Source organism: Chryseobacterium endophyticum, from assembly GCF_056333165.1.
The window spans coordinates 132,477-157,937 of record NZ_JBWGXE010000006.1; the positions used below are offsets into that span (position 1 = coordinate 132,477).

Below are 25,461 nucleotides of genomic sequence, written 5' to 3' on the forward strand. Positions count from 1 at the left end.
GCTTTAAAAGTGAATAAAAGTTCAGTTTTTTGTTTTGCGCTGATCCTCATGCTGATGTCATGCAGGAATGATAAAAAAATGCTTGATTCTTTGGCAGATTACAACCATGCTATGGAAGAGAAAGGCTACCGCTTCGGTAACCGTCTGAAACTTCCTGAAGAGGTAACCGATAATGCCGAAACGATTTTGATCAGCTTCGGAGATAAAGAGACTTCTGAAATGTTTGTTGATCCGAAATTCTTTGAGTACGGAGAGAATAAGGTAACTTTTATTATCAAAACAAAAAGCGGTGAAACGCTGAATCAGGATGCGACGATCAATGTTTTTTCGAAATTAAAGGAACAAAACATAACGTACAGAATGGTAGCGGAATATCCCCATGATCCCGACAATTTTCTGGAAGGTTTTCTCAGCGAAGGAAATACGGTGTATGAAAGCGACGGTCTGAAAAATTCTTCCCAGCTTATTAAATATACTTTAGGGACTACTCAACCGGTGATCACGGAAAAGCAGCCGGGGCATATCTTTTCCGAAGGATGTGCTGTTGCGGGAGATAAAATTTATCAGCTTACCTATCAAAACAAACTTGGATTCGTTTATGATAAAGCAACCTTAAAAAAGCTTTCGGAATTTCCACTTCCCAACGAGATCGGCGAAGGATGGGGGCTGACTTTTGACGGGAAAAACCTCATCGCTACTGATGGTTCAAATAATCTGTATTTTCTTGACGTAAACAATCCGTCGAAAGTAGTAAAAAAACGTTCAGTTGGCGGATATAAAGATATTTACACCCAATTGAATGAACTGGAATATCATGATGGTTTTATTTATTCGAACATCTGGCACCAGCCCTTCATCCTTAAGATAAATCCGGCGACGGGTGAAGTGGTCGGTAAATTCGATTTTACAGGAATTACCGAAGAAAATACAAAAGATGATAAAGAGCACGTTCTCAACGGAATCGCTTTTAAAGGTGGCAATATGGTTGTCACAGGTAAAAACTGGCCGAAGATGTATGAAGTCGCTATTCAATAGTTGAATTTTAACAAAATTAAATAGAAATAAAATAGTAAATTGGTAGCGTTCCTCAGGAGCGCTACTTCAGTAAAATAATTTGAGAATATTATATTTGATATGCATGTTTTTTTTCTGTTCGCTACAGGCGCAGAAATTTCTTCCTTTAGATACGTTGAAGCTTAAGGAAGCCAAAGATATGCTTGCCGACGATTACGGAAATCTCTATATCTACAAAAACAAGGATTTCAGCCTTACCAAATACGATTCGTTGGGGCGACAGATCGGTAAAATGATGCTTACCGTTCCGTATAAAGTGCAGACCGTACAGAACCCTTTGAGTGTGCCGCTTTTTTCCGAAAATGCCCAGGAACTTAAATTTTTCGACCAGAATATGAATGAGATCCAGCGCGTTGATTTCAAGCAGAAATTCGGTTTTATCAAAATGACTTACGCAGAAGATCTGCAGCAGCTCTGGTTACTGGACGAAAGTACCAAAAGGCTGATCCAGTATAATTTCAGGAATGAAACAATCATCAATTCTTATCCTTTCGACGCAAGTTTTGATGATCTGATGGATCTTCTGGTGTATGAAAATAAGGTCTATATTTTAACGAGACAGCACATCCGGGTTTATACCTTTAAGTTTGAAAAAATCTTTGAAGCGCCCATTGAGAACGGAAAACGTTTCCGGAGAGAAAATGAAAATATTTTGGTAATTACTCAAAATGCTATTCTGAAATGCATTCCCGAAAAAGAAATGGTGAAAATTTTTCAAGATCCGGAGGCACAGATTGTGGATAAAAATACGCTTTCTTATTTTGAAATCAAGGCCAACAAACTTTATCTTTACAGCCTCGAAAAAAATAAGGAAAACCAGCCACAGACAGAAACAGAACTACAACCTAAAGCGACAGAGCAGGACGTAAAGCCGTCGGAGCAGAACACTTCGGAACCGGACAACCCGGAAGAAAAACTGGAGAAGGAAACCCAGGGAATTGAAGATAAAAACCCTGCGGAAAGCTCATTGCAAAAGCTTATTGAGGATATTTCTACCCTGGAGTCTGCAGGGAATTAATAGGATAAATCATTAACATTAAGGAGAAAATATGCATATTGCAGTTACAGGAAATATTGGAGCCGGAAAAACAACTTTAACGACCATGCTTTCGAAGCATTACGGATGGGATGCACAGTTTGAGGATGTTGACCACAACCCTTATCTCGAAGATTTTTATGCGGATATGAGCAAGTGGAGTTTTGCGCTCCAGATTTACTTTTTAGGAAGCAGGTTCCGTCAGGTAAAAGAGATCAGGGAAAGCGGTAAAAATATTATTCAGGATCGTACGATTTATGAAGATGCTCATATTTTTGCTGAAAATCTTAACGATATGAACCTTCTTTCGGACAGGGATTTTAATAATTACGCCGCTGTTTTTAACCTGATGAAATCATTTGTTTCTGCACCCGATCTGCTGATTTATCTTAAATCTGATGTTCCTAACCTGGTGAAGAAAATATACAAACGGGGAAGAGAATACGAAGCTTCCATTAGTATTGAATATCTTTCCAAGCTTAATCAGAAATACGAAAAATGGATCTCCAATTATACCGAAGGCAAGCTGTTGATCATAGAAGTTGATGACCTTGATTTCGTAGAGAAGCCGGAAGATTTCGGGTTTATCCTTGAAAAAATTGAGGCCGAGCTATACGGATTGTTTTAACAAAGATTTATTATAAATTAAAGTAGTTTAAAGCGTTTTGTTGTTAAATTTGTTTAGGATTAAATACCACCAAAAATGTTAGTGAAAGTTTTACATAACGGCAATTGCTCAAAATCCAATGCAGTCCTCGAGTACCTGGATGAAAATGGCGTTCCGTTCGAAATCATTAATATGGTTGAGGATCCGTTAAGCCCTTTGGAAATTAAAACGGTTCTGAAAAAGCTCAATCAGAGTGTCTTTGATATCATTAGGAAAAACGAAAAACTGTATCTTGAAAAATTTGCAGATCAAAATTTTTCTGAAGAAGAATGGATCAATATCCTGGCGGAAAATCCGTCACTGATTCAGAGACCTATTATTATCAAAGGCTCCGTCGCTATGTTGGGAAGGCCTATTGAAAATGTTAAGTATTTTATAGAAAAATAAATAAAAACATATTAAGAACTTAAACAGAAAAGTCAGCGTAATTGCTGACTTTTTTATTTATAAAAGAATAACACCTTCTATTTTTGCGACTTCTTTGTAAATTTTAACGACCTGGTCGGCATCCAGAACAAAAGCGTTAATATTACACGCGGTGTATTTTCCGTTTTTGCTCTCCCTGTTTCCCAGTGTAAATTTTATTCCGTCGAAAACCCTGTAAATTTCAGTTAATTTTGCCTGGTCCGTCGGAATAATGAATTTAAATAAATAATCTTCCGGAAAATCATGATGATCTTCCAGCTTTGTCTTTAGTGAATTATAAAAATCCTCCGGACTTGCATGTTGATTTCCTTGTAAAATATCCATTTACCAATTTTAAATAATATATAAATATAACGAAATAATTTTTATTTCCCAAGTGGTCCTAAGAGTGAGCTTGAGTTTTGAATTTCATAATCTTCGATGATATTGAACATCCCGTTTACAAGTTGTTCGGAGGCCAGCTGGCTTAATCCTCCTGAATTAACGGTCGTGTTGTTACCGCCAAGAAGGCTGCCTAAAAGATTGCTTCCGGCCAGTGCCGTATTAATGCTTCTCACAATTCCGTACTGGTTCAGCTGTTCCTCAACTTTTGGAGTAATGGCTGCGATAAGCTGCTGTGAAGTTTTTTCCTTAAGAATTAATGTCGCCGTTCCTTTTTCTCCCTGAATGATTCTTGTTACATCCTGAGCGTTAAGACTGTTTACCGCTCCAACAAGAATAGGCTTTGAGATGTTGACCGTATAGACGGCAGCATCCGCAATGTAGGCTCTTTCTTTTTGTACCAGCGATGGCGCAACCTTTTCAAGCATTGAATTAATTTCCCTCAACTGCTTAGGAAGTGCTTTATCAACCATATTGTTTTGAAGAAAAGCTTCCCGGTTGCTATAAATATTGGCGCCTTTATCAATCCCGTTCAAAAGAAACTTCTTAATGATTGAAAGCCCGATATCGGACGTTGCCAGAGTAGTGCATGACTGCACTGCTGTATTGATAATAGCTCCTGTGCCTATAATGAAAGCAGCGGTAATAATATACTTTTTCATTTGTTTTAATTAAACTCTAATATTTTCAAATAACGAACCAAATTTAAGTACAATTATTATTTTAACAAATTTTATAGTGATTAATGATAAGACCATATCAGAATAATAGTAAGATTTGATTAGAATTATTACAAATTTCACTTAATCTAAAAATATTTTTTTTAATAATATACAGGTAAAATTAACTTAAAATCTAATGGATAATGAGTTATTTTTAGATATACTTTCTAACAGTAAATCAATATTGTTGTATTAAATAAAATTGAAATTTTAACAGAAAAATAAAAACATTAAGTAAAATTAACATTGTTCAAGATATTTTTATAATTTTGAATAATGTCTTTTTATGAGAATATGTTAATATTCAATGATAAGCATGAAAAAAGACCCTGTCTTTTTTGTTAATTTGATTGTACGAATAAAATATAACTATATGAAACAAAGTGATTTAAAGTATTCATGTCTCATTGCTGTTCTCTACTTCGGTATGAATGTCAATGCACAGGTTACTCCGAATGATTCTATTACAAAAGAAAAAAAAATAGAAGAAGTCGTAGTTATTGGATACGGAACAAGGAAGAAAAGTGATTTGACAACTTCTGTATCATCACTAAAAGCTGATGAAGTGTCTAAGACTAAGGTGATGAATGCTAACCAAGCTATTCAAGGCAAGGTTGCGGGTGTTAATGTTGTTGCAGATGATAACCCAGGAAGTAAGCCCTCTGTAATCATTAGAGGTGTTGGTACTGCATTAGGAGGAAGAGCTCCATTATACGTTGTGGATGGAGTTCAAATTGATGGAGATACAAACGCTAACTTCATTAATAATATAAATTCAAATGATATTGAGTCTTATGAAGTATTAAAAGATGCAAGTGCTTTGGCTATTTTTGGAAATAGAGCAGCAAATGGTGTTATTATCATTACTACTAAACAAGGTAGAGGAAAAATGACTGTTGGATATGATACCTTTGTTGGTGTAAGAGATATGCTTAAAACCGTAAAAATGGCAGGTAGTAATCTTTTTGCTAATTATTCGAATCTTGCAACTGGATCTATACGATTTTCACAAGACCAACCAGTCAATACTGATTGGATGAAAGCAATTACACAAACAGGATTTTATAGTCAACATAATGTCTCTTTATCAGGAAGTACCGATAAAGTAAATTATAATTTTGCTTTAGGTTATTATGACGAACAAACTATTCTTAAAGGAATGGAATACAAACGTTTTAACTTTAGAACAAATAATGAATTTAAAGTTTCCAAAAGAATAAAAATTACACAAACTTTAGGTTTCTCAAATAATAATAATACTCCTAAACCACTATCTGCTTTTACTGATGCATACAAGCAATCTCCATTAATTCCTATTCAGTGGGCTAATGGTATTTATGCTAATTCTTATGTTCAGGATAATGGATTTGCGGGTACTGCTGGATCTCTTACACAAATCAATAATGTTTCTAATCCGGTTGCACAGTTAGCTTTAAATAATGAAAAACAGAAGACATTTGACCTTTTTGGAGGTATTACTGCTGAATATAAAATATTAGATGATTTGAAATTTACTTCACAGTTTGGAGGCGAATATAATAATTATAACCAATATTCTTATGCAGATAATATTACTTCTTGGTTAATGGGGCATCCAAATAATATCGTTGGAGATGATGCCTATAACACATTCTTTAATACAAAGGACGCAACCACAGGTAGACTTACCAACCCATATAATTTAGTAACTAAAAATGCTAGTCATTTCTTTAATTGGAATTGGTCTAATTATTTTACATATACTAAAAAAATTGGTAAGCATGATTTAGAAGTTACATTAGGTACGGAAGCCAGCGAAATTGGAAGTGTATACAATAGTAGAATTATCTATGGTAATGTACCACAATTGTCTAACTACTGGGGAGCAAATTTTGCAACCGTAAATGATTTTACACAGATTCCGACAGGAAGAGATGGAGGAAATGTTACTACTAATACATCTAGATTAAATTCTTATTTTGGAAGATTACAATACTCATATGCTGGAAAGTATTTATTATCAGGTAGCATACGTAGAGATGGTTCTTCAAAATTTGCTGATGGAGAAAAATGGGGAACGTTCCCAGCATTCAGCGCAGGATGGGTTATTTCGAAAGAAAACTTTATGCAAGACGGATTTTTTGATTTGTTAAAAATACGTGGTGGTTGGGGTAGACTGGGAAATCAGAATGTTCCGCTTAATTACGTTCCATTTGATTTGTATAGTTATGGTATTGGAGGAAGCGCTAATTCAGGTATTACAGTTAACACACTAGTAAATTCTAAGCTTTCGTGGGAAACCACAGAAGAAACTTCTATAGGATTGGACTTTGAGGTTTTAAATCGCAGATTGAAAGGTAGTGTAGATATTTATAACAAAAAAAATAAACAAGCTATTTTAGATTTAAAGCCTATTGTAACGACAGGTATAGGTAACCCTTATTATGATTATGGAGCAAGCGTTTCTAATAAAGGTATAGAAGGAAGTTTGCGTTGGGATGATAAAATTGGTGATAATCTTACTTATTGGATAGGAGGTAATATAGCTTACAATAAAAATAATGTAGAATCACTTAGTGAGCTTGCTAATACATTAACCGGAGGAAGCTTGGGGAATGGTCAAATTACAAAGAAGCTTTCTGAAGGACAGCCTATTGGTAGTTTTTGGTTATATGAAGTAGCTGGATATGATAACCAAGGTAACTTCGTATATTATGATAAGAATAACAATGTTGTTGAAAGGTCTAAGCTTACAGATGCAGACAGAAGATTTTTCGGATCTGTAATTGCTCCTACTAATTATGGAGTAACTGCTGGGATACACTATAAGAATATAGATTTTTCAGTTGATGGATATGGGCAAATGGGAGGAAAAGTATTTAACGGTAAAAAAGCAGTTAGAAATGGAAATGAAAATATTGAATATAGTATAGCCACTAACTATTGGACTCCAACAAATACAAATTCTCCAAATCCAAGTCCAACAAATGTTCAGCCGGTTGCTTCTAACTATTATTTAGAATCATCAAACTTTTTTAGAATTAATAACATTACATTAGGCTATACATTGCCAAAATTTAGTGAGATGATCACATCTCTACGTTTTTATGCGAGTGCTATCAATCCTTTTATCTGGCAAAAATATTCCGGTTATTCTCCTGAGATTAATGGAGATGGAAGCCCCGCCTATGGAACACAAGGTATAGAATTAGGTGTTTATCCTAAATTAAGATCATTCGTATTTGGAATGAATGTTAAATTTTAAAATAAGAATAATAATGAAAAATAGATATATAACACTTTTAATGGCAGGAACTTTAATGTTTTCTGTAAGTTGTTCTAACGATTTTTTAGATGTAGCTCCGACCGAAAATATATCGACGGCTGATTTGGAATTATATAATAACGATGAAGGAGCTAAAAGCTTTGTAACTTCTGCTTATGCGCAATTACTTGAGTGGGATACTTCTTCATTTGCATGGATTGGTATGACAAGTATTACTTCCGATGAAGCTGATAAAGGCTCAGATCCGGGTGATGCAGGGTCGGATAAAAACTTAATGGATGCATTAACTTTTGATTCTTCCAGTGGATCTGTTAGTGATGTGTTTAAAGGAAATTACGAAGGAATTAATAAATGTAATCAGGCATTAAAATATTTGCCGTTATTAGATAAAGCAAGCCCGGCATTAAAGGATAGGCTTATTGCTGAGACTAAGTTCTTAAGGGCTTATTATTATTTTAATTTAGTTAGATGTTTTGGGGGGGTTCCAATAATAGATCACGTTCCAGATCCAGCTTCTGAAGCAGATAATGTAGCTCTTTTAACAAGAAAATCAACTGCTGAGGTTTATGCTCAAATTGAAAAAGATTTAAAAGATGCAATTGCAGTATTACCTGTGAAGAGTGCTTATGGAACTTCTGATGTAGGAAGAGCCTCTAAAGGTGCGGCACTTGGGTTAATGACAAAAGTAGCATTATATCAAAAAAAGTGGGCTGATGTAATAACTTATGGAACTCAGATTTCCGGTTACTCTCTCACGCCTTCTTATGCGGATGTATTTAAAATTAGTGGAGAAAATAATCAAGAATCACTATTTGAAATTCAAAGTATTGGAGGACCTTCAGGAAGTACAAATCTTACTAGCCCTGGTATTAAACAATATTCTCAAGTTCAGGCTCCTAGAGGCGCTGGTGGCTGGGGTTGGGGATTTAATACACCTTCGAATACCCTATTAAATGCTTATGAAACAGGTGATTTAAGAAAAGATGCAACTATAATGTTCCGTGGACAAACTTTGTATGATGGTGTCGTTTTACCTTCAACGGTATCTAATCCAATGTATAATTATAAAGCTTATTCTCCCAGTTTTTCTGGAAACGATTTTGCTTCACAAAATTTAAGGGTAATTAGATATGCTGATGTTTTATTAATGTTAGCGGAAGCATATAATGAACAAGGAAATACAACTCAAGCAATCACTTTAGTTAATCAAATACGAACTAGAGCTGGATTGGGTAATACTTTAGCTGCTTCACAATCAGATGTTAGACTTGCTGTATGGAAAGAAAGAAGATTTGAATTGGCAATGGAACATGATAGATGGTTTGATCTTGTAAGAACAGGTCAAGCTCAATCTGCAATGGCTGCTGATGGTAAAACTTTTGTAGTCGGAAAACATGAAGTATTCCCTTTACCTTCAAGCTTTATGCTTCAGGCTTCGAAATATTCTACACAAAATCCCGGATATAACTAAAATTATGAAAAAAATAATTAAAAATATTACATTAATCGCTGCAGGACTTTTTTTTCTAAGTTCTTGCGAAGACAATATAGATAAAGAAAATTTGCCTGTACCATACGCTTCAATCGGAGGGTATCAAAATTCTGATGAAATAGCATCAGATCACTTAATAAGTAAAATTAGTTTTGATAATTCTTCAACGATAGATTCAAAAAGTGGAGTAACTGGAGGAAATGTCTCTGGAAATACTTTCGATACTGGAGTAAAAGGTATGGCTTATAAGGGATTAACAAACGGTTTTATTAGTTACAATGATGTAAGTGATAAAATTAAAAACTTGAAAAGCATAACCCAATCAATGTGGATTAAAACTTCTACCCATACAGGAGGAGCACAATGTCTTTTCATGTTACCTAAAACAACAGACTTCTGGGGGAATATTTTTGTTTTGATTGAAAGCTCTACTGATGGAAAAATGTTAATGAAATTTCACATTCAAAAAGATGTAACACCTAACATTCCTTGGGCAGGACAATTTATTGAAACTGGCGGAACAAATAAATTAGATAATATGTATGATAAATGGAAACATGTTGTTTGGACTTATGATGGAGGGATGTCGTTATTTTCTTTGTACATTGATGGTGTAAAAATTCAACTGCCTGATAGTATTACAAAAAGATATAATAATGATCCTTCTTTAGGTGGGGGGCCACTTGGTGATTTAGCAAATTCAAATGTTTCTAAATTTATCATTGGAGGATATCAACAGCATTTAGGTACACCTTGGGGATCACCAGATAGCTGGATGCTTAACTATACAGGACTAATGGATGAATTCAGAATGTATGATAAAGCTCTCTCTGCTGGTGAGATTGATGCCTTGTACAAACTTGAAAAAGATAACAGATAATTATTATTTAAATGAGGCCTAGAAATAGGCCTTTTTTTACATTTATAATATGAGAAAGATTATATCAACAATATTATTGTCAAGTATAATATTTAATAGCTGCTCTTCTGATGATGCTTCATCTGGATCAGGCACTCCGCTGGGTGGAAACAATGGCAACACCAATCCCCCCACAAACAACTACACCGATCCCCAGCTCATCGAAATGGTTCAGAAAGACGCCTTAAAATACTTCTGGGACTATGCAGAAACCAATTCAAAGCTGGCGCGGGAAAGATACCATACAGATAATCCGTCTCAGGATGCTAATGTTGTAACGACCGGAGGCTCGGGTTTCGGATTGATGACAATTCTTGTAGGAATTAAAAATGGATATATTTCCAGAGCTGAAGCAGTTTCAAAACTTACTACTTCACTTAATTTCTTGCAAAGTGCCAATCGTTTTCACGGCGCATGGCCACATTGGATGAATGGCACAAATGGGCAAGTAATTCCATTTAGTACAATGGATGACGGCGGAGATCTCGTTGAAACGGCATTTCTGGCGCAGGGATTAATTTGTGTGAGAGAATTCTTTAAGAACTCTTCCGACAGTTCGGAACTGACACTGTCGCAGAAAGCTGATGCGCTATGGAAGGGAATCGAATGGAGTTGGTATACCCAGGGACAAAACGTGTTGTACTGGCATTGGTCACCTAACTACAATTTCCAGATGAATTTGCCGCTGAAAGGGTTTGATGAAACATTGATGACCTATGTCCTCGCAGCAGCTTCCCCCAATTATGCTATTGATAAACCCGTTTATCAGCAAGGCTGGGCCAGAAACGGAAGCATCAAAAATACAGGATCTCAATACGGAATTCCCGTCGTGGTAAATCATAATGGAGCCAATGGCACAGTAGGACCGATGTTCTGGTCGCATTACTCATTCCTGGGCCTGGACCCGAGAGGACTTTCTGATGAATATGTAAATTACGGAGATGTAACAACCAATCATGCAAAGATCATGTACCAGTACTGTCTGACAAATCCAAAAGGATGGCAGGGCTACAATTCAAAAAGCTGGGGACTTACCGCAAGCTATTCCAGAAATTCGGATGGCTCTACCGGATATGCCGGACACCAGCCGAACAATGATTTAGGTGTTATTTCGCCTACAGCAGCACTTTCAAGCATGCCATATACCCCTACGGAAAGTATGAATATGCTGAGATTTCTGTATAATGAGAATTACAATAAATATGTAGGCGTCGCAGGGCCATATGATGCCTATTCTGTTCATTACAATTGGGTTACGCCAAGATATCTTGCCATTGATCAGGGGACCATCGCACCAATGATTGAGAATTACAAGACCCAGTTTTTATGGCAGTTGTTTATGAATGCGCCTGATGTAAAACAAGGATTGATCAAGTTAGGCTTTCACTCGACACAATACGGTTTTTAATTAAAAACAAAAAATAAAATATGAAGAGGATTTTAATGTCAATAACAGCAGTATCACTACTCACCGTTTCCTGCAAAAATTCACAGGTTTCTCAAAAGGAGACGCTGACAATGCAGGCGGTAAAAAGTGATATTACCGATCAGCAATTAATGGACAAAGTCCAGAAAGATGCCCTGAAATACTTCTGGGATTACGCCGAACCACATTCTTTGCTTGGAAGGGAACGCTATCATGAAGATAATATTTATCCGGATAATGATAAACATGTTGTTACAACAGGTGGTTCCGGGTTTGGCCTGGCCACAATTCTGGTTGGCGTGGAAAGAGGATTTGTGCCGCGCAGGGAAGCAGTGAAACGATTGACCACCATGATGGATTTCCTTGCAAAAGCCGACCGCCACAAAGGCGCCTGGTCCCACTGGATCAATGGCGAAACGGGCAAGACGGTGCCTTTCGGGAAAAAAGACAATGGCGGCGACCTGGTGGAAACAGCCTTCCTTACTTCTGGAATCCTGATGGTCCGGGAATACTTTAAAAACGGAAATGCCGAAGAAAAAGCCCTGGCCAAAAAATGCGACGACCTCTGGAAAGGCATCCAATGGAACTGGTACACCAAAGGAGGGGAGAAGGTTCTTTACTGGCATTGGTCACCCGACTATCAGTGGGAAATGAATTTTCCGTTGCAGGGATACAACGAATGCCTGATTACTTACATTTTAGCCGCCTCATCACCTACCTATCCGATTGACGCCGAAACCTATTACAAAGGCTGGACCAGAAACGGGACCTATCTTTCAGACAAAGAGAAATACGGGCTCCCAATGTACGTTAAACACAACGGTGCCGATGAATACGGCGGTCCGCTCTTCTGGGCTCATTACTCCTATATCGGCCTGGATCCGACCAACCTGTCCGATAAACTTATTAAAAATTATTTTGATTTAAATAAAAACCAGGTGATGATCGATTACAAATATTGTGTCGAAAACCCGAAACACTGGAAAGGCTATGGCCCGGATTACTGGGGATTAACAGCCAGTTACTCCAGAAACCAGGACGGAAGTGTAGGCTATGATGCCCATTTCCCGCAGAATGACCGTGGTGTGATTACCCCTACCGCAGCACTGAGCAGTTTCCCCTACACGCCGAAAGAATCGATGGATTTTCTGAGATTTCTGTACACTCAAAAACCTGAATTTATCGGATCAGCAGGTCCTTACGATGCCAATTCCATTCATTACGACAATTGGACGACCCCGAGATATTTAGCCATCGACCAGGGAACCATTGCTCCGATGATCGAAAACTACAGAACCGGATTTTTATGGAAGCTCTTCATGAACGCTCCGGAAATTCAGCAGGGATTGAAAAAACTGAGTTTTAAATCTGAAAAATACAACATCCGGTAATGTTCAGGAGCTTGATCCTGCTGTCCACTGTATCTTTTTTTGCCTGGCTTTTCCCTCCCAAAAAAAGGATGCCGTTCCCATCAGGGCTAGGAGGACAACCTGAATAGAAACAAGACACCGATTTATAAATAGCAATTCATCAAACGGCTTTAGCCAAACATACAAGTTAAAAATGAAACTGAAACTAAAGCATTTACCCCTTCTTTTTCTTCCGTTTTCTCTCAGCTTACACGCCCAGGAAATAAAATCGGAATTAAATAAGGAAATAAAGAGACAGGAAAAGATCTCCTATATATTGGATTATCCGCAAAATGCCAAAGGCAATGTACCGCTCATCGTTTTCCTTCACGGATCGGGTGAAAGGGGCAATAACCTGGAAATGGTGAAAGCACATAGTCCCTTCACCTATAAAAACCTGATCAAAGAACCGGTGGCGATCCTGGCACCACAATGCCCGGAAAATACCTGGTGGGATACGGTAACCGTATATGCGCTGATTAAGGAAATTCAGGCAAAATATAAAATTGATCCTTCAAGAATTTATCTTACCGGCCTTTCCATGGGCGGATGGGGAACCTTGAAGCTGGCGATGGAACACCCGGAAATGTTTGCCGCGGTTGTTTCCGTATGTGCACCCACAGATCGGGTGATGTATGCCAATATTCATCAGTACAAAAACCTGAATATGAAGATTTTCCACGGTGGAATGGATGATGTGGTGCTTCCGGAAAACGCCTTCAATTTTTACCAGAAGCTGCATCCGGTAAACCCCTCGGCAGAACTCACCATTTTCCCGAACGACAACCACAATTCCTGGGATTCTACCTATTCCAATCCCGAATTGTACCGGTGGATGTTGTCAAAAAGGAAATAATTAAGTAAAATTAATAACCGTCATTTAAAATGTTTACGATCTTTGTTAAATACAGGATCCAACGGCGACAATTGTTTTTTAAAAGTTTGTTGTTTGCATTTAAATAATTATTATTACAAAAAAGAACTATATAATTAAAGAAGATAGATTTTATGAAAAAGTTAATGATTATGGCCACTTTGGCGCTGGCACCTGTGTTTTCGGCCCAGGAAATGGTATCAAAGCCGGTTCAGGCCTATCAGACGGCACAGTATCAGGCTAAGAAGAAAGCCTTCGTCGATAATCTTTTGTCTAAAATGACATTGGATGAAAAAATCGGACAGCTAAACTTACCAAGCTCAGGCGACTTTACCACAGGTTTGGCGAAAAGCTCAGACATCGGAAAAAAAGTGGAGCAGGGTTTAGTAGGTGGACTGTTCAATATAAAAGGGGCTGATAAAATCAAGGCGGTTCAGAAAGTAGCCGTTGAAAACAGCCGTCTCAAAATTCCTTTGATTTTCGGGATGGACGTAATTCACGGATATGAAACGACTTTTCCCATTCCTTTGGGATTGGCTTCATCGTGGGACATGAATTTGATTCAGCAGTCGGCCCGTGTAGCAGCGAAAGAAGCTTCAGCAGACGGAATCAACTGGACCTTCTCCCCAATGGTGGATATTTCCCGTGAACCAAGATGGGGAAGGGTTTCCGAAGGTTCGGGCGAAGATCCGTACTTAGGAAGCGAAATCGCCAAAAATATGGTGTATGGATATCAGGGGAAAGATCTTGCCGCCGGGAATACGATTTTAGCCTGCGTAAAACACTTTGCCTTATACGGAGCAGGAGAAGCCGGAAGAGATTACAATACGGTTGATATGAGCCACATCAGAATGTTCAACGAATATTTCCCACCGTATAAAGCGGCCGTTGATGCGGGAGTAGCATCGGTAATGGCTTCTTTCAATGAAGTGGATGGCGTACCGGCAACCGGCAACCGTTGGCTTCAGACAGAAGTCCTGAGAAACCGTTGGAAATTCAAAGGATTTGTAGTAACCGACTATACGGGGATCAACGAAATGGTAGACCACGGAATGGGCGACCTTCAGCAGGTTTCTGCTTTGGCACTGAAAGCCGGAATCGATATGGATATGGTGGGTGAAGGTTTCTTAACGACCCTTAAAAAATCCTTATCGGAAGGAAAAGTGACCCAGGCTGAAATCGATATGGCAGCGAGAAGAATCCTTGAAGCAAAATATGATCTCGGATTATTCGATAATCCTTACAAACACGGAGATGCAAAATTAGCGGCAAAAGAAGTTTTCAGCCAGGAAAACAGAAATATCGCAAGAAATGTTGCGGCCCAATCCATTGTTTTACTGAAAAACGAAAACCAGGTTTTACCTTTAAAAGCCACCGGAACAGTAGCGGTTATCGGCCCTTTGGTGAATAATTCCATCAACATGACCGGAACATGGAGCGTGGCAGCCAAGCATGAAAAATCTGTGAACTTGGTTCAGGGACTTGAAGCCAACTACGGTAAAAACGTAAAGTTCATCTCTGCAAAAGGAGCGAATATTGATGATAATGCGAAACTGGAGGAGATCTATGCGGCTCATGGTAAGAAAACGGATCGTGACAATCGTTCAAAAGAAGCTTTATTAAAAGAAGCCGTAGATGTTGCCAAAAAAGCAGATGTTATCGTTCTTGCTATAGGAGAATCCGCCGAAATGAGTGGTGAATCTTCTTCAAGAACAGAAATCACTATTCCTCAGTCTCAGGTAGATTTATTAAACGAATTGAAAAAGACAGGAAAGCCGATAGCGATGGTATTGTTCACAGGTCGTCCGTTAGCACTTACCAACGTGAAAGACGCTCCTGAGGCTATTCTGAATGTATGGTTCCCCGGTTCTGAAGCAGGAAATGCGATCTCCGATGTTCTTTTCGGAAAAGTAAATCCTTCAGGAAAACTGCCAATGACCTTCCCGAGAAGCTTAGGGCAGGTGCCTATTTATTATAACGAGAAAAATACCGGAAGACCTTTGGATCAGAAGCTTGTAGACAAATGTGAATACCAGCGATTCCGTTCCAATTATATGGATGAGTGTAATACGCCGCTTTATCCGTTCGGGTATGGATTGAGCTATACTCAATTCAACTATTCTGATGTTACGGTTTCCAATTCTAATCCAAAAGGAAACCAGACCGTACAGGCTTCCGTGACGGTGACAAATTCCGGAAATTATGACGGGGCTGAAGTGGTACAGCTTTACATCAGAGATATGGTAGGCTCCATCACAAGACCTGTAAAGGAACTGAAAGGCTTCCAGAAAGTCATGCTGAAAAAAGGAGAATCTAAGAAAATTACCTTCAACATTACTCCTGAAGATCTTAAATTCTACAATGGTGACCTGAAATACGACTGGGAGCCGGGAGAATTCGACATCATGATCGGAACCAGTTCTTCCGATGTGAAACATTCAAAAATCAACTGGACAAAATAATTCTAAAGTCACTCAAATCGAGTGACTTTTTTGTATATTTAGTGTAATAAAACCATAGAAATTTAAAAACAGACATATGAAAAAAACAATCTTATTCAGTTTATTGTTCCTTGCATCTTTAATGCTTGCTCAGAAAAACCCAACGGTTGTAGGAAATGACCGTGATGTTCATGGATGTATTGGCTCTGCGGGCTATACGTATTCCCAGATAAAAAACGAATGTGTACGCGTTTTTGAGCAGAAAATCAAACTTAAAGAAGTGGATGGCAACAAAAGCTATTCCACGATGACGGCGGTTATTTTCAGCAGAAACATGAAAAAAGCAGAAATTTTTATTCCGGATGGCGCCGCAAAAAGTATTGTCCTGGAAAGACAGGGAAAAAGCAAGATCTGGAAAAGCGGTAAAGCCATAAAAGATGCTTATGTCCTGGTTCCTTATCGGAAAAAAGGCTACCAGATTAAGAAAAATGATGTAGTAATTTATCAATAACGAACATAAAGCCATTCTCAGGAGTGGCTTTTTATCATTTAATTCTCATCTGTTAACTATTTTTATAATACCACTCAGTCGCGAACGATTTTCAACTCTCGCTGAAAAATCCTATTTTTGCATACCTAAAAGTAAAAGAAAGAATGAATTCCTACAAAAATCCATTGGAAGAGCGCTACTCCAGTGAAGAAATGTTATTTAACTTCTCACACAATAACAAATTCCGCACCTGGAGAAAACTTTGGATCGCGCTTGCTGAAATCGAGAAAGATTTAGGCCTTGACATCACCGACGAGCAGATCGCAGAACTGAAAACCAATGCCGAGAATATCGATTACGATAAAGCGGCAGAATATGAGAAAAAGTTCCGTCATGATGTAATGGCGCACGTTCATACCTATGGAGATGTGGCACCTTCAGCCAAGGGAATTATTCACCTCGGGGCAACTTCGGCGTTTGTAGGAGATAACACCGATTTGATCCAGATCCGTGACGGGCTTTTAATTTTAAAGAAAAAGTTGGTAAACGTCATCAAAAACTTAGCGGACTTCGCTATTGAATACAAAGACCTTCCGACCTTAGGATTTACCCACTTCCAGCCGGCTCAGTTGACTACCGTAGGAAAAAGAGCCACGCTTTGGTTACAGAGTCTGGTGCTGGATATTGAAGAGCTTGATTTCTTCCTGGAAACATTAAGATTCAGAGGAGTAAAAGGAACCACCGGAACTGCGGCGAGTTTCCTGGAGCTTTTTGACGGTGATTATTCTAAAGTAAAGCATTTAGATAAAGAATTATCCAAAAGATTCGGTTTTGAAAAAGTATTCGGCGTTTCCGGGCAGACCTATGATCGTAAAATCGATGCGAAAGTAGTGGCTTTATTAGGAAACATTGCTCAGTCAGCACACAAATTCACTAACGATTTACGTTTGCTTCAGAATCTTAAAGAAATTGAAGAGCCGTTCGAGAAAAACCAGATCGGTTCATCCGCTATGGCCTACAAGCGTAACCCGATGAGAAGTGAAAGAATCGGAGCTTTGGCTAAATATGTAATGTCATTAACGACCAGTTCTGCAATGGTAGCCTCAACCCAGTGGTTTGAAAGAACACTGGATGATTCTGCCAACAAGAGATTGACTATTCCCCAGGCGTTTTTGGCAGTTGATGCCATTCTATTGATCTGGAACAACATCATGAACGGCATCGTGGTATATCCGAACAGGATCAACAAACATATTATGGACGAGCTTCCTTTCATGGCAACGGAATACATCATCATGGAAGAAGTGAAAGCCGGCGGAGACCGTCAGGAAATCCACGAAGTAATCAGGGTTCATTCCATGGAAGCCTCGAAGCAGGTAAAAATGGAAGGAAAAGAAAACGACCTGATCGAAAGAATCCTTAACGACGATTCGTTAAAATTCGATAAGTCGAAACTGAAAGAAGTACTGGATCCTAAAAACTTCATCGGTTTTGCTCCGATCCAGACCGAAGAATTCATCAAAAACGAAGTACAGCCGATCATCGATCAGAACAAAGACCTGATCGGGCTCGAAGCTGATCTTAAAGTATAACGCTATATGCAGTCCTTTTGGGCTGCATATTTCATTTATAAATAGTTTCCGGATTTTATAATTTAAAACCGACTCAAATGAAAAGATTAGGTTTAATGACATTGCTGGTTCCGATATTTGTTTTTTCCCAGGACAAAGAAGTTTTAACGTATTTTAAATCGAAAGACTCTTTGGTTGGCGTTAAAAATTCAGACGGTAAAATCATCGTGCCGGCACAGTTTAAAATTTTTTCGTATCTCAAAGATGGCGAACCGGTAAAAGGGGAAACCATTTATTTTGATGGCTTTAAAAAAGATGAAAAACCTCAGAAAAATGAATGGGGATACGTCTACGACAGAAAAGGCAATTTTCTCTACAAACCCTTCTTTTATGACAACGGCGCAGATTATTTCTCCGAAGGTGTCAGAAGGTTCGTGAAAGATGGGAAAGTAGGTTTTGTAGATCGCAACGGAACAGTTGTTATCAAACCTCTGCATGATTTTGTATCGCCTTTCAATTATGGATATGCCGCGTTTTGCGACGGCTGCGACTGGGAAAAAACGGAAGACGAGCATAAAGCAATGGTCGGCGGAACCTGGGGTGTGATGAATTGTAAAGGAGAAATTGTGAAACCCATTTCAAAATCTGAAAGTGCGATTGAAGTTGACGGAAAATATTACCCTAATCCGTTCAAATACACTGAAAAGGAAAAAACGATTCTTCAGTTTTTCGAAAAGCAGAACAAAAAACTTTCAGAGCTTTATTATGTTAATCATTATACAAAATTATCTGATGACGAAAAGAAATTATTCTTTGAAATCGTAGAACGTCCGAAAGGAAATTTTCCGTTTTATCAGGTGAACGCCTACGATTACAGGAAAGTAGAGGCTGGCTTATCCGGCTTGAAATTTCTGGTTTCGGAAGACGGCAGTAAAGTTTTCGCCCTCGAATATGATGATGAAAAAATTCCGTTTGAAACATGGCTGAAAGAACAACGGAAGCAGGCTGAAGAATTTCAGAAAGAACATCCGGATAATCCGAATAAGTTGAGTGATTAATAAAATATCAAATTTTCCAGACATTGCCTGAAAAATTGAAACTGAGTCATTATTTAAAGTTTATAAGCAAGCAGAAAATAAATTTATTAAAGAGAGGTATTTGTCCGTTTAGTACAATATAATTTGTGTAGAAATAATGATATTATAGGTCGAGAGATAGCATTCCTCCGGAATGCCTGTTGTTATAGGTTATATTAGCTACACAGATATGATTCCTCTGGAATCATGCATGTTATGAAATGGTGATAATTAAATATACATTTAAAATATTTTGAATATAGGGGATATTTAAATGAACCCTATTCATTCCGTAGGAATTAAATCTGTGTAGAAAAAAGTGAACTGCAAAAATTATGATAATAAAAAATAATATGTTGAGATTTTAAATTGTCGCATCGCCGATGCGACAATTCAGGATATATGCTTTCACAATCATTCCGTAGGAATGAAATCTGTGTAGCAAGATGGTAAAAAGTAAATCTGCATTCCGTAGGAATGCTATCTTTGCATAATGATGAAAAATGAATACATATGCCCAATACCTATACACAGATTTACATTCAGGTGGTTTTCGCTACAAAAGGGCGTGACATTAAGCTAGGATCTGATTCCCGTAATGAAATAGAAAAATACATTTGTGGAATATTTACAGCTAAAAGACAGAAAGTGTTGGCCATTTATGTCAATCCGGATCACATTCATATTTTTTTCAGCTATAAAAATCTGCAGATTACGATTCCGGAGTTAATGAAGACCGTGAAAATAGAATCAACGAATTTTATTAATGAAAGAAAATTATGTTTCGGAAAATTTTCATGGCAGGAAGGATACGGTGCATTTTCCTATGCGAAAAGCCAGAAAGATAAAGTGGTGAATTATGTTTTAAACCAGGAAAAGCACCATTTAAAAAAAAGTTTTAAAGAAGAATATTTGGAAATGCTGGAAGCTTTTGAAATTGAATTTAAGGAAGAATATCTTTTTGAGTTTTATGACGAAAAGAGATAGTATTCCTATGGAATGCCGATTGTTGCAGATATAATGAGCTACACAGATGTGATTCCTCTGGAATCATTGCCTATTATAAAAAAGATAATTAAAATAGTTGTCTAAATATTTTGAACATCCGGAGTATAATAAAATAGACATTATTCATTCCATGCGAATGAAATCTGTGTAGAAATATAGCAACGGATAGGACATGCATTCCGGAGGAATGCTATCTTTGTAATCGCAAAAATGGCAAATGCCAGACGATATTGAAATAAAAAATAAATCTAAATAAAAACTGACATCTAATGTCTCAAAACAAAAGAATTTTCGTAGAAAAAAGAGGAATTTTCGATGTGGAAAGTCCAAAAATTTTTGATGAAGTAAAAGCGGTGGTTCCTGCCGTACAGAAAGTGAAAGTCTACAATGTGTACGACATCTTCGGACTGAACGACGGAGAATTTGAAAAAACCGTCAACAGTACGTTCGTAGATCCGGTAACGGATATTTTGCATGAGGAAAATCCGGCGGAAGGAATCTTTTTCGCCATGGAATTTTTGCCGGGGCAATACGACCAGCGTGCCGATTCGGCCCAACAGTGTATCGCTTTGCTCACGGAGAATGAAAAATCCAAGGTAAGAAGCGGAAAGCTCATCGAATTTGAAGGTGTTTCAGAGCACGATCTTGTAAAAATCAAAGACCTTCTGATCAACAAAGTAGAATCCCAGGAAAAAGATTTATCCGTTTTGGATATTCCTGCAGAAGAAGCGCCGTCGAAAGTGATTATCCACGAAAATTTCATCAGTTTCGACGATGCCGAGCTGGAAAAGTTCTACAACAGCCACGGATTCGCTTTAGGCCTGGACGATTTAAAATTCATTCAGGAATACTTTAAATCCGAACAGAGAAACCCTACAGAAACTGAGCTGAAAGTACTCGATACCTACTGGAGCGACCACTGCCGCCACACGACCTTTGAGACGGAACTGTCAAACATTGAATTTGAAGGCGAGTTCAAGCATACGCTGGAAACGATCTTCAACGATTATATCGAAAAAAGAAAATTCTTGGGCCGCGAGCTGAAGCCGATTTCCTTAATGGATCTCGCTACCGTTTGCGCCCGGTATTTCCATAAAACAGGCAACCTGGAAAACCTTGTGGTTTCCGATGAAATCAATGCCTGCACCATTCAGATCGAAGCGGAATACGACGGTAAAAAAGAACCGTGGTATTTACTGTTTAAAAACGAAACCCACAATCACCCTACGGAAATCGAACCTTTCGGAGGGGCATCAACGTGTCTGGGAGGAGCGATCAGGGATCCCTTGTCCGGGCGTTCTTTTGTGTTCCAAGCGATGAGATTGACCGGTGCTGCAGATGTTCTGGAACCGGTGGATAAAACCTTACCTGGAAAATTACCACAAAAAACCATTACCAAACAGGCGGCTAACGGATATTCTTCGTATGGGAACCAGATCGGTTTAGCAACCACCATGGTCTCTGAAATTTATGATGAAGGCTATAAGGCCAAAAGAATGGAAGTCGGTTTCGTAACCGGGGCCGTTCCCGTAGATTGGGTAAGAAGAGAGAAGCCGGAAGCCGGAGATTCTGTCATCATTCTTGGAGGCGCAACGGGCCGTGATGGTGTCGGAGGTGCGAGCGGAAGTTCCAAAGAACAGGACGAAACTTCCATCCACACCATGAGTTCTGAAGTTCAGAAAGGAAATGCAGTAGAAGAACGCAAGATCCAGAGGTTATTCAGAAATCCTGAAGTAACAAAGCTGATTAAAAAATCAAACGACTTCGGAGCGGGAGGTGTTTCCGTGGCCATCGGTGAAATAGCCGATTCATTGGAAGTCAATCTGGATGTTCTGCCTTTGAAATATGAAGGATTAAACGGAACCGAACTGGCTATTTCCGAATCCCAGGAAAGAATGGCGGTCGTGGTAGATCCGAAAGACAAAGAACAGTTCATTAAATTCTGTGAAGCGGAAAATATTGTTGCCGTAGAAGTGGCAAAAGTAACCGATTCCGGAAGAATGCAGATGTTCTGGAAAGGCGATAAAATCGTAGACCTTTCAAGAGCATTTTTAGATACGAATGGCTGCTCAAAAAGCCAGGAAGTGAAAATCACGCATCTTGATGAGGTAAAACAAGAAACACAGGTTTTCAGCGAAGAGAATTTTCTGAAAATATTAAGCGATAAAAATGTAGCTTCCCAGAAAGGATTGCTGGAAATGTTCGATTCTTCCATCGGAGCGACTACGGTAGCGATGCCTTTAGGAGGGAAATACCAGCAGACGCTGATGGAAGGAAGTGTGCAGACGCTGCCGGTCATCGGAGCAAAAGATATTGAAACCGTTTCCCTGGCAAGCTGGGGCTTCGATGCGGAGATTTCCAAGCAAAACTCATTATTAGGAGCTTCTTACGCCGTGGTGGAAAGTGTGGCGAAAATCGTAGCGATGGGTGGTGATTATAAGAATATCAGGTTAAGTTTCCAGGAGTATTTTGAAAAGCTGGGACAGAATCCTGAAAAATGGGGCAAACCGTTGGCTTCACTATTGGGGGCTTATGATGCCCAGATGAACCTCGGGCTGGCTGCGATCGGAGGAAAAGACTCGATGAGCGGAACCTACCAGGATCTGAATGTTCCGCCGACCCTGATCTCATTTGCCTGTGCCAATGGGGAAAAGAAAAATATCATTTCTCCCGAATTTAAAAAAACCGGAAATAAAATCTATTTCTTCAACCATATCGCCCAGGAAAGCGGACTGCCGGATTATGATGCCTTAAAAGCTGTTTTTGAACTGATTTTTGAAAACATCAAAGCCGGAAAAATTGTTTCCGTAAAAACCGTAAAGGAAGGCGGAGTAGCTGTTGCCTTAGCGAAGATGAGCTTCGGAAACCGGTTAGGAGCAGAGATTAAAGTTGATGAGGCAGCGCTCTTATCCAAAAACATCGGAAGCTTAATCATCGAATCTTCGGAAGAATTAAGCTCTGTAAGCCTTCAGTTGATAGGGGAGGTTGTTTCGGATGAAGTTTTAACCATCAACGATCAATCAACAATCATCAACAAGCTTTTAGCAGCTAATACAAATACATTTGAAAACCTTTTCCCAACGGTTGAAAAAGAAAAACTGACGGTGGAACTGGATGAAAAATTAAACTCTGTCAATCCGAGAAATATCATCATCAAAAAACACGGAATCGCCCAGCCGAAGGTGTTTGCGCCGGTATTCCCGGGAACCAACTGTGAATATGATACGCTGAATGCTTTCGCGAAAGAAGGTGCGGTGACCAGCAGTTTACCGTTGATCAATATCAATCACCAGTTGCTGGAAGAAAGCATTGATGCATGGGTAAAAGAAATCGCATCTTCCCAGATCTTAGCGTTCTCAGGAGGATTCTCAGCCGGTGACGAGCCGGACGGTTCTGCAAAGTTCATCGTAAACGTTCTGAAAAATGAGAAGATGAGAAATGCGGTTCATGAATTATTAGACCGGGACGGGATGATCATCGGGATCTGTAACGGTTTCCAGGCGTTGGTGAAATCCGGATTGCTGCCTTATGGTAGAATCAAGGATCTGGACGAAAATTCGCCGACTTTGGCCCACAACGCGATCAGAAGACATATTTCCCAGATGGTGAACGTAAAAGTAGTGAACGATGAATCGCCTTGGCTGAAAGGAATGAAGGATCAGGTATTCACCATTCCGATTTCCCACGGAGAAGGACGTTTCATGGCATCGGAAGCAGAAATTCAGAAGCTGTATGAAAACGGGCAGATTGCCACGCAATACCTGGATCTGGAAGGAAACATCGCCCACGGAATGCCGTTCAATCCAAACAATTCCTTATTCGGAATCGAGGGAATTACCAGCACCTGCGGTAAAATCTTCGGAAGAATGGGTCACCCGGAACGTTTCGCCGAAGGGCTGATGAAAAACATCCCGACTGCGAATTACCACAACATCTTCAAAAACGGAGTGGAATACTTTAAATAAGTAATCAAGTAAATAAAATAATGTAAAATGCCTTTGTTGTTCAACAGAGGCATTTTTCTTTAGTCTTATGGGGTAAATATTTCCTGCTTTACGGAAAACCGTAATGAAAATGCTGAAAACCGCAATACCTTGCCGTCCTAAATAAGAATCTAAAACAATACAACTTTTAACTATGAATACAAAAATTACGGTAACCGACCTGTTTCTCGGCATTTTAGCGGTTATGCTCATTGGCGTCAGTTTTTATCAGACCTGGATGGGTTTACAGCAGATCTTCGGAGGAAGTTCTTTCATTGTCGCCCTTGTACTTTCCCTGATCCTTCTTTTTCTTCTCTGGCAGATCAGGCGTGCTAAAACCAGTGGAGGAGCCGCATCATCCCTGGGCTGGATCTATTTTTTCTTCGCCATCTTCTGCTTTGTAGCGAATTTCAATGCATTGTACACCCGGTTTATGAAAACCGACATTTACACGACCGAGCTGCGTGACGTTAATGAAAAATTCACCAAGCTGGAAACCGATGTTGAATCCAAACTGAATTACTCGGTGCCTGATGCTAAAATAAGACAGGCCATCCGAAGCGAACTGAACCTTTTGAAAATTCAGATCAACGATCCCAAAAACGTTGGAATCGGCCCGGAAGCAAGACAGATTTTGGCAAGAATTGAAAAAATGATCGGCAAGAAGGTAACTCCGCTTACACCGACCAGCGAAACTCCGGAAGGATATGCCGACCTGGCAGACCGGATGGAAGAACAGATTGTTCAGATGGTATATAACCTGACGCCCGAAGAGAAAAACCTGATGAGCGACATTAATGATGCTTCTCTGCGGTGGAATAAGGAAATCCAGAACCTTTTGCAGATGACACCGGAGGTCATCAATGGAATGGCACAGGGGCAGATTGATAAATCTTTAACGGAATACAACCGTTTAGGAAGTAAAGCGGAATCGATTCTGGGAAGAGACAAGCTGAAATTTGAACCGGCGCATTCGGAAACGCAGGAAGTTGGGAAAATCGGTTACGCTTTCAGTCACGCCATTAAAAATTTCGGAATGTTTCAGCTGGTGGTTTTGGCAGGATGTGTTTTACTGGATTTCGGGATTATGCTCATCATCCTTCTGATGCCTACCGAGAACAACCCAAATGCTGGCCGGAGCAATGAAAGTATTTTTAACAGCAAGCGCAGCGGAAAAACAATAATCTAATATACCCGTAAT

General features: G+C 39.0%; 19 protein-coding genes. 17 read left to right on the plus strand and 2 right to left on the minus strand.

The genetic code is table 11. The features are described from left to right. Positions 1–9: 9 nt before the first annotated feature. The 4 genes from AC0N32_RS14560 (at position 10) to AC0N32_RS14575 (ending at position 3,164) form a co-directional block, all read left to right on the plus strand. Positions 10–1,035, plus strand: coding sequence for a glutaminyl-peptide cyclotransferase (locus AC0N32_RS14560; RefSeq protein ID WP_476394584.1), 1,026 nt, complete (start codon positions 10–12; stop codon positions 1,033–1,035). A gap of 103 nt (positions 1,036–1,138) precedes the next feature. Further along, on the plus strand, positions 1,139–2,092 hold the full coding sequence (locus tag AC0N32_RS14565; RefSeq protein ID WP_476394585.1) for a hypothetical protein: 954 nt from the start codon (positions 1,139–1,141) through the stop codon (positions 2,090–2,092). Between the two features lie 31 nt (positions 2,093–2,123). Then, positions 2,124–2,738, plus strand: a complete 615-nt coding sequence (locus AC0N32_RS14570; RefSeq protein WP_476394586.1) for a deoxynucleoside kinase — start codon at positions 2,124–2,126, stop codon at positions 2,736–2,738. A gap of 75 nt (positions 2,739–2,813) precedes the next feature. Continuing rightward, entirely contained in the window at positions 2,814–3,164 is a 351-nt protein-coding gene (locus AC0N32_RS14575; protein WP_476394587.1) for an ArsC/Spx/MgsR family protein, read from the plus strand. A gap of 57 nt (positions 3,165–3,221) precedes the next feature. Here AC0N32_RS14575 and AC0N32_RS14580 read toward each other — a convergent pair whose 3' ends face one another. Together AC0N32_RS14580 and AC0N32_RS14585 are read right to left on the minus strand one after the other, a co-directional pair. Then, entirely contained in the window at positions 3,222–3,527 is a 306-nt protein-coding gene (locus AC0N32_RS14580; protein WP_042721409.1) for a DUF493 family protein, read from the minus strand. A gap of 41 nt (positions 3,528–3,568) precedes the next feature. Beyond that, entirely contained in the window at positions 3,569–4,246 is a 678-nt protein-coding gene (locus AC0N32_RS14585; RefSeq protein ID WP_476394588.1) for a DUF4197 family protein, read from the minus strand. Between the two features lie 433 nt (positions 4,247–4,679). Between AC0N32_RS14585 and AC0N32_RS14590 the strand changes: the two genes are divergently transcribed. From AC0N32_RS14590 to AC0N32_RS14650, 13 genes are all read left to right on the plus strand, one after another. After that, positions 4,680–7,550: a SusC/RagA family TonB-linked outer membrane protein gene (locus AC0N32_RS14590; protein WP_476394589.1), complete on the plus strand. Its 2,871-nt coding sequence runs from the start codon at positions 4,680–4,682 to the stop codon at positions 7,548–7,550. Positions 7,551–7,563: 13 nt separating this feature from the next. After that, positions 7,564–9,042, plus strand: a complete 1,479-nt coding sequence (locus AC0N32_RS14595; RefSeq protein WP_476394590.1) for a RagB/SusD family nutrient uptake outer membrane protein — start codon at positions 7,564–7,566, stop codon at positions 9,040–9,042. A gap of 4 nt (positions 9,043–9,046) precedes the next feature. Further along, the gene (locus AC0N32_RS14600) at positions 9,047–9,943 is read left to right on the plus strand and encodes a LamG domain-containing protein (RefSeq protein WP_476394591.1); all 897 of its coding nucleotides are present in this window, start codon (positions 9,047–9,049) and stop codon (positions 9,941–9,943) included. Positions 9,944–9,992: 49 nt separating this feature from the next. Further along, positions 9,993–11,390: a glucoamylase family protein gene (locus AC0N32_RS14605; RefSeq protein WP_476394592.1), complete on the plus strand. Its 1,398-nt coding sequence runs from the start codon at positions 9,993–9,995 to the stop codon at positions 11,388–11,390. 20 nt (positions 11,391–11,410) lie between these two features. Then, complete coding sequence (locus AC0N32_RS14610) at positions 11,411–12,799, plus strand: glucoamylase family protein (protein WP_476394593.1); 1,389 nt, start codon at positions 11,411–11,413, stop codon at positions 12,797–12,799. Between the two features lie 172 nt (positions 12,800–12,971). Continuing rightward, positions 12,972–13,673 (plus strand): carboxylesterase family protein, encoded by a 702-nt coding sequence (locus AC0N32_RS14615; protein ID WP_476394594.1) that lies wholly within the window; start codon positions 12,972–12,974, stop codon positions 13,671–13,673. Positions 13,674–13,825: 152 nt separating this feature from the next. Next, positions 13,826–16,153 (plus strand): beta-glucosidase BglX, encoded by a 2,328-nt coding sequence (gene bglX, locus AC0N32_RS14620; RefSeq protein WP_476394595.1) that lies wholly within the window; start codon positions 13,826–13,828, stop codon positions 16,151–16,153. 76 nt (positions 16,154–16,229) lie between these two features. After that, on the plus strand, positions 16,230–16,643 hold the full coding sequence (locus AC0N32_RS14625) for a hypothetical protein (protein WP_476394596.1): 414 nt from the start codon (positions 16,230–16,232) through the stop codon (positions 16,641–16,643). 143 nt (positions 16,644–16,786) lie between these two features. Then, positions 16,787–18,214, plus strand: coding sequence for an adenylosuccinate lyase (gene purB, locus AC0N32_RS14630; RefSeq protein ID WP_476394597.1), 1,428 nt, complete (start codon positions 16,787–16,789; stop codon positions 18,212–18,214). A gap of 77 nt (positions 18,215–18,291) precedes the next feature. Next, positions 18,292–19,251: a WG repeat-containing protein gene (locus tag AC0N32_RS14635; RefSeq protein WP_476394598.1), complete on the plus strand. Its 960-nt coding sequence runs from the start codon at positions 18,292–18,294 to the stop codon at positions 19,249–19,251. Between the two features lie 531 nt (positions 19,252–19,782). Continuing rightward, entirely contained in the window at positions 19,783–20,256 is a 474-nt protein-coding gene (locus AC0N32_RS14640; protein WP_476394599.1) for a transposase, read from the plus strand. 290 nt (positions 20,257–20,546) lie between these two features. After that, positions 20,547–24,242, plus strand: coding sequence for a phosphoribosylformylglycinamidine synthase (locus AC0N32_RS14645; RefSeq protein WP_476394600.1), 3,696 nt, complete (start codon positions 20,547–20,549; stop codon positions 24,240–24,242). Positions 24,243–24,414: 172 nt separating this feature from the next. Then, positions 24,415–25,449 carry a hypothetical protein gene (locus AC0N32_RS14650; RefSeq protein ID WP_476394601.1) on the plus strand — a complete coding sequence of 345 codons (1,035 nt, stop codon included), beginning with the start codon at positions 24,415–24,417 and terminating at the stop codon, positions 25,447–25,449. The last annotated feature ends 12 nt before the right edge of the window (positions 25,450–25,461 follow it).

Excerpts from the sequence above, each read along its gene's own strand:
- AC0N32_RS14565 (WP_476394585.1), top strand. The coding sequence starts at position 1,139 with ATGTTTTTTTTCTGTTCGCTACAGGCGCAGAAATTTCTTCCTTTAGAT.
- AC0N32_RS14570 (WP_476394586.1), top strand. The coding sequence starts at position 2,124 with ATGCATATTGCAGTTACAGGAAATATTGGAGCCGGAAAAACAACTTTA.
- AC0N32_RS14575 (WP_476394587.1), top strand. The coding sequence starts at position 2,814 with ATGTTAGTGAAAGTTTTACATAACGGCAATTGCTCAAAATCCAATGCA.
- AC0N32_RS14580 (WP_042721409.1), bottom strand. The coding sequence starts at position 3,527 with ATGGATATTTTACAAGGAAATCAACATGCAAGTCCGGAGGATTTTTAT.
- AC0N32_RS14585 (WP_476394588.1), bottom strand. The coding sequence starts at position 4,246 with ATGAAAAAGTATATTATTACCGCTGCTTTCATTATAGGCACAGGAGCT.
- AC0N32_RS14590 (WP_476394589.1), top strand. The coding sequence starts at position 4,680 with ATGAAACAAAGTGATTTAAAGTATTCATGTCTCATTGCTGTTCTCTAC.
- AC0N32_RS14595 (WP_476394590.1), top strand. The coding sequence starts at position 7,564 with ATGAAAAATAGATATATAACACTTTTAATGGCAGGAACTTTAATGTTT.
- AC0N32_RS14600 (WP_476394591.1), top strand. The coding sequence starts at position 9,047 with ATGAAAAAAATAATTAAAAATATTACATTAATCGCTGCAGGACTTTTT.
- AC0N32_RS14605 (WP_476394592.1), top strand. The coding sequence starts at position 9,993 with ATGAGAAAGATTATATCAACAATATTATTGTCAAGTATAATATTTAAT.
- AC0N32_RS14610 (WP_476394593.1), top strand. The coding sequence starts at position 11,411 with ATGAAGAGGATTTTAATGTCAATAACAGCAGTATCACTACTCACCGTT.
- AC0N32_RS14615 (WP_476394594.1), top strand. The coding sequence starts at position 12,972 with ATGAAACTGAAACTAAAGCATTTACCCCTTCTTTTTCTTCCGTTTTCT.
- bglX (WP_476394595.1), top strand. The coding sequence starts at position 13,826 with ATGAAAAAGTTAATGATTATGGCCACTTTGGCGCTGGCACCTGTGTTT.
- AC0N32_RS14625 (WP_476394596.1), top strand. The coding sequence starts at position 16,230 with ATGAAAAAAACAATCTTATTCAGTTTATTGTTCCTTGCATCTTTAATG.
- purB (WP_476394597.1), top strand. The coding sequence starts at position 16,787 with ATGAATTCCTACAAAAATCCATTGGAAGAGCGCTACTCCAGTGAAGAA.
- AC0N32_RS14635 (WP_476394598.1), top strand. The coding sequence starts at position 18,292 with ATGAAAAGATTAGGTTTAATGACATTGCTGGTTCCGATATTTGTTTTT.
- AC0N32_RS14640 (WP_476394599.1), top strand. The coding sequence starts at position 19,783 with ATGCCCAATACCTATACACAGATTTACATTCAGGTGGTTTTCGCTACA.
- AC0N32_RS14645 (WP_476394600.1), top strand. The coding sequence starts at position 20,547 with ATGTCTCAAAACAAAAGAATTTTCGTAGAAAAAAGAGGAATTTTCGAT.
- AC0N32_RS14650 (WP_476394601.1), top strand. The coding sequence starts at position 24,415 with ATGAATACAAAAATTACGGTAACCGACCTGTTTCTCGGCATTTTAGCG.